Below are 4,804 nucleotides of genomic sequence, written 5' to 3' on the forward strand. Positions count from 1 at the left end.
CACGATCAAAGTGACCGCCGGCGAACAGCCCGTCCAGACGCTTGAGCTTGCTCATCGCGGGTCCTGAAATCGGTCAGGCCGACACTCGAACCGATTCGTTGATCGTTATTTGTACCACAGCCGACGGAGTGAAGGGCGCGGTCGGCAGCGTCTTTCAGGGCGCGTAGCAGACGCTATCTGGCGCCGCCGGGCTCGGCCTCGATGTGAAAGCCGAGCTCGAGCAAGTGTCTCTCGACGCGGCGCAGAAATTGTGACCAGCTATCTGTAAGCCCTGGCGCCGGGATCGACCATTCGGCATCCGGCGCCCTGCTTCGCGCGGGAGCAGGTCAATCCGCGTCCCGGTTTTGCGCCTCGTCGCCTCTTCGTTACATCCAGTCAAACGCTGCTGTCGCCGCGAAAGTCACCCAGTTTCATGCTATGCGTGCCCAGCTTCCGGTAAAGCGTCGCCTGCGTAATGCCGAGTTCCTCGCAGACCGCGCTGACCGAGCCGCGATGTCGACGCAATGCAGCGTCCAGCATCTCGCGTTCAACCGTCGCAAGGAGCTCCTCGAGCGACGCCCGCTGCAGCGCCTCGCGTGGCTGCGCACCCTCGAGTCCCAGCGGCAGACCAAGTTGGAAGCGTTGCGCGACGCCCTTGAGTTCGCGCACGTTGCCGGGCCAGCGATACGCGGCGAGCTGCTGCATGACCTCCACCGAAGGAGCCCGCGGCTCATGACCGAAGCGCGTCGCCGCGTCGTCGACATAGTGGGTGAACAGCGTCGCGATGTCCTCATGGCGCTCGCGCAGCGGCGCGATGGTTAGCGGCAGCACGTTCAACCGGTAGTAGAGATCTAGCCGGAACTTGCCAGCATCGCTATACGCTTTCAGATCGACCTTGGTTGCAGCGACCACGCGGAAATTGACCGGGATGCGGTCGTTGGAGCCGAGCCGCGAGACCGTGCGGTCCTGCAGCACGCGCAGCAGCTTGGCCTGCAGATGCAACGGCATCGCGTCAATTTCGTCGAGGAACAGTGTGCCGCCGTCGGCCTGCTCGACCTTGCCGGCTCGCGCCTTGCCCGCGCCGGTGAACGCGCCGGGTTCGTGGCCGAACAGCTCCGACTCGAACACCTGATCCGGGATGGCCGGACAGTTCAGCACGACGAGCCGTCCCCGCACGCCGCTGAACTCGTGGACGCAGCGCGCCACCAGCTCCTTGCCGGTGCCGGTCTCGCCCAGCACCACGGTGTCGGCGCGGCTTGCGGCCAACCTCAGCACGAGATCGCGCAGCTTTTGCATCGCGGGGCTCACTCCGCGCAGGATGCTCGAGAGCCCCGTCGTGCTGGCGATGCACTCGCGCAGCGCGCGGTTTTCCAGCGCCAGCCGACGTTGCGCGACGGCCCGCCTGAGCAGCGTCGTGACGTACTGACGCTCGAACGGCTTGCCGATGAAATCGTAGGCGCCTTCGCGAATCGCGCGCAACGCGGTGGCGATGTCGCTTTGCGCCGTCATCACGATGAACGGCAACTCGGCGTCGCGCGCATGGATGTGTGCGAGCAGCTCGATGCCGGTCATTCCGTCCAGGTAGAGATCGGCCAGCACGGCGTCGACGTCGCCCGCCTCCAGACGCGCGAGCGCTGCTTCGGCCGAGGCGAAGGGGATGACTTCGAAGCCGGCCAGCTCGAGCGTTTTCACCAGACTCTGGTTGAGGTCGGCATCGTCTTCGACGAGAACCACACTGGGAGCCCGGTCAGGAACGGGTGTGAGCGGAGTCGAAGCCATCATCGGTGAGTCGCGGCGGTCAATAGCAGTCGGTAGCAAAGTCAGGCAGCGGAAACGCCTGGCGTTTAGCGCGGTTGTGTTGGCATCGGGACGCGCGCCGGCGGGAATGCGCCATTTTACGGCATGCCCGCGCGGGTGTGCGCATGCGGCGCGTGCCCGGCATCGGGCGCCGCCACCTACTGAGTAACGCGCGGCGCGCGCGGGTTCAGGCGCGCTGCAGACCGTCAGGCTTCGGGGGCTCGCAAAGCCTCGCGAACCTCGTCGGCCCACAGCAGCAGCTCGGCGACCGGCTCGAACGCGTCACTGTTGATGAACTCGTTTTCCTCCGTGGCCGCGTAGAGCTGGCGCGCGAGCGGCACGTTGCGCATCATCGGCACGCCTTCGGCCCGGGCGATTTCGCGGATCAGCGCGGCACGCTCGTCCGCGCCCTTCGCGATCACGATCGGCAGCGGCGTTTCGGCGGGATCGTAGTACAGCGCGACCGCTAGATGCGTCGGGTTGGTGACCACGGCCGACGCCTTGCTGATTGGCATCGGCGCGTTGCCGAGCACCATCTGCTTGGCGAGGGCCTTGCGGTGCGACTTGATGAACGGATCGCCCTCGGTTTCCTTGAAATCCTGTTTGACGTCGTGCTTCGACATCTTCAACTGCTCGATATGGAAATGGATCTGCATTGCGACATCGACAACCGACATCGGCAGAAACACGAGCACCGCGAAGAACATCATCTTGAGCACGAGCAGAAAGCCCGTGAGACCGATGTACGCCGGCGGCAGTTCGTTGGCGCGCATGAGGTCGGGCAGCGCCCCCTTGATGAACGCATACAGCAGCGGCGCGAGCAGCCCGGCCTTGAGGAGCGTGAGCGCGAACGTGACGAGCGTCTTGCCCGAGAAAATCTTCTTGAGCCCCGCCATCGGGTTGACCTTCTCGGGCTTGGGGATGATCGGTTCCATCGTGATCAGTCCGCCCGTTTGCATCGCGCCGGCGATGACTGCGACGAGTGCCGCCGTCAACGTCACCGGCACGACCAGCACGACGACCGCGATGAACGTGGAGGTCAGCAGATGCGGCAGTTCGCGCTCGAAGTTGTCCGTGAATGCGATGCGGAACACGAAGTCGGAAAAGCCTTCGATCCACTGCCAGATCACGGATCGGCTCGTCAACAACAGCCCCATCACCGCGATATAGACGAAGGTGGACACCAGCTCCGCGCTTTTCGGAATCTGGCCTTTCTTGCGGGCGTCGCGGAGCCGTTTCGCGGTGGGCTTTTCTGTCTTGTCGCCGGACATCCTTCAGCCGCGCTTTGCGCGTGCGCGCCACGCATACGGGTTACCGTCCGCGTCGCCGTGCAACTGCGTCCACGTTGCCTCGTCGATCAGGAACAGCGACTGCGGCACGCCGTCCACCAGTACGTCGGCCTTGAGCCAGAAACCATAGGCCTCGAGCCAGAACGCGGCCGAACGGTTGGCGGGATCGGTGAGCGCGATGAGCCGTCGTTCACCGAGCGTGCGAAAGGCGTACTTGAGCACCGCGCGCCCGAAGTCGGGCACCAGACGCTTGCCCCAACCGTCGCGCGAAAACACCACGCCGAGCTCCACTGCCTGAAGCGCATGAACGTAATGCAGGCTGAAGATACCGACGAAGCGATGGGTCGTGCGCGTCGAGACATGCCAGATGCCCAGGCCCGGATGCCGCACGTGCTCTTCGTTGGAGTAGTGCACGAGTCCCAGCGCGCTTTCATACGCGGAGTAGACGTCGTGGGTCAGATAGCGGCATACCTGCGGGTCGTTCTGCATCGAGACCAGATCTTCGGCGTGCACCGGCGCTAGCGGGACGAACTGGAGACGGGATGTGGTGAACGACGGCGGTGCGCAATGCACCGTGCGCGACGGCTGCGCGGCTTCGTCGACACAGCTTGTGCTGGCTGGCAGAGCGACTTCCATATGGAGAACCCCCGTGATTGAGTGGCCGGCGGCGTGGGCCGCACCGGATACGGTGTTTGGTAACGGCGCGGTGCGCGACGGTTCGTTTCGAGGCAATCGCCGCAAAATTGATTCGACGCGCCGTGAACCAGTCGAAAAAAGTCGTTACCAATGGGGGGGAGGCGGTCAGGAAATGCGGCAGCCGTGCTGCAGAACCATTCGGCCGGTCTCGGATATTAGAAGGAGTACCAACATGTCGACTAGCGATATGAACGTCATGCCGGATATGAGCGCGCTCCAGGCAGCCGGTCCCGGTTCCAGCACGATGAACTCGATCGATGCGATGCGGCAGATGTCGATGCTCACGCTGAACCTGCAGGAACAGCAAACGACCTTCAACAGCATCATGCACGCGAAGGTAGAAGGTGTAAAAAGTCTTGCGGACGTCGTCAAGGACGGCGTCCAGAAGGGCGGCTACAACTAGAGCCGCCTATAGCCGGGCAGCGCGTCGCCGCCCGGTTCGCAAAGGGTTCCAAGCGCGGCCGTTCGATACGGCCGGGCGAGGAAATGGGGGCTGCCATTCCGGCAGCCAAAGCAAGGCCGTTGCGGCACGCCACGAGGGTGTGCCAGGGCCGCGACGTCCGCGTTGGTTCAACGTCAAGGAGAGTTTTCATGGCGACTTCGGTTACTTCCAACATGCAGAGCACGATCAGTGATGCTCTGAACGCACAGACCCAGACCGCGAATATGGAGCTTCAGTACCAGACCGCGGCAACGCAGATCAACACGAAGTTCAAGACGGAATCGGACACGCTGCAGAGCATGCAGAAGATGAATAGCGACGCCGCGGACGGCGCGAAGTATTCCTGATCGTCAGCGTTTCGGGAATGTGGTCTGAGTAGTTGGTGTTTCTTCCTCTCACTTAAGGAGATTGAAAATGAGTCATCACAGCAGCAGCAACAACTCCGTCACCATGAGCGACGGCACCCAGGTCAACCTCGGCGACGACTCGGCGGGCGCGCAGGATCTGTCGAAGGAAGTGGGCGAAAACAACAAGCTGAAGTTGGAACTGGCTTTCATGGAAGGCATGCAAGCCGGTGAGTCGGGCGGTGGCGGTGGTGGTT

The 4,804-nt window shown here is 63.3% G+C and carries 6 protein-coding genes; 3 read left to right on the forward strand and 3 right to left on the reverse strand.

Going from position 1 to position 4,804, the window contains the following annotated elements; translation table 11 throughout:
- Nucleotides 1–375 precede the first annotated feature (375 nt).
- From FSO04_RS44950 to FSO04_RS44960, 3 genes are all read right to left on the reverse strand, one after another.
- Nucleotides 376–1,761: a sigma-54-dependent transcriptional regulator gene (locus FSO04_RS44950; protein WP_233465455.1), complete on the reverse strand. Its 1,386-nt coding sequence runs from the start codon at nucleotides 1,759–1,761 to the stop codon at nucleotides 376–378.
- Nucleotides 1,762–1,982: 221 nt separating this feature from the next.
- Nucleotides 1,983–3,047 (reverse strand): EscU/YscU/HrcU family type III secretion system export apparatus switch protein, encoded by a 1,065-nt coding sequence (locus FSO04_RS44955; RefSeq protein WP_154567826.1) that lies wholly within the window; start codon nucleotides 3,045–3,047, stop codon nucleotides 1,983–1,985.
- 3 nt (nucleotides 3,048–3,050) lie between these two features.
- Nucleotides 3,051–3,701, reverse strand: coding sequence for a GNAT family N-acetyltransferase (locus FSO04_RS44960; protein ID WP_154567828.1), 651 nt, complete (start codon nucleotides 3,699–3,701; stop codon nucleotides 3,051–3,053).
- Nucleotides 3,702–3,933: 232 nt separating this feature from the next.
- On the opposite strand from FSO04_RS44960, the gene FSO04_RS44965 reads away from it, so the two are divergent.
- From FSO04_RS44965 to FSO04_RS44975, 3 genes are all read left to right on the forward strand, one after another.
- The gene (locus tag FSO04_RS44965) at nucleotides 3,934–4,164 is read left to right on the forward strand and encodes a hypothetical protein (protein ID WP_154567830.1); all 231 of its coding nucleotides are present in this window, start codon (nucleotides 3,934–3,936) and stop codon (nucleotides 4,162–4,164) included.
- 188 nt (nucleotides 4,165–4,352) lie between these two features.
- The gene (locus FSO04_RS44970) at nucleotides 4,353–4,550 is read left to right on the forward strand and encodes a hypothetical protein (protein WP_154567832.1); all 198 of its coding nucleotides are present in this window, start codon (nucleotides 4,353–4,355) and stop codon (nucleotides 4,548–4,550) included.
- Between the two features lie 67 nt (nucleotides 4,551–4,617).
- Nucleotides 4,618–4,804 (forward strand): hypothetical protein (locus FSO04_RS44975; RefSeq protein ID WP_154567834.1); only part of this gene is annotated, 187 nt, incomplete at its 3' end.

Origin of the sequence: Paraburkholderia madseniana (assembly GCF_009690905.1) — a bacterium.
GTDB lineage: Bacteria > Pseudomonadota > Gammaproteobacteria > Burkholderiales > Burkholderiaceae > Paraburkholderia > Paraburkholderia madseniana.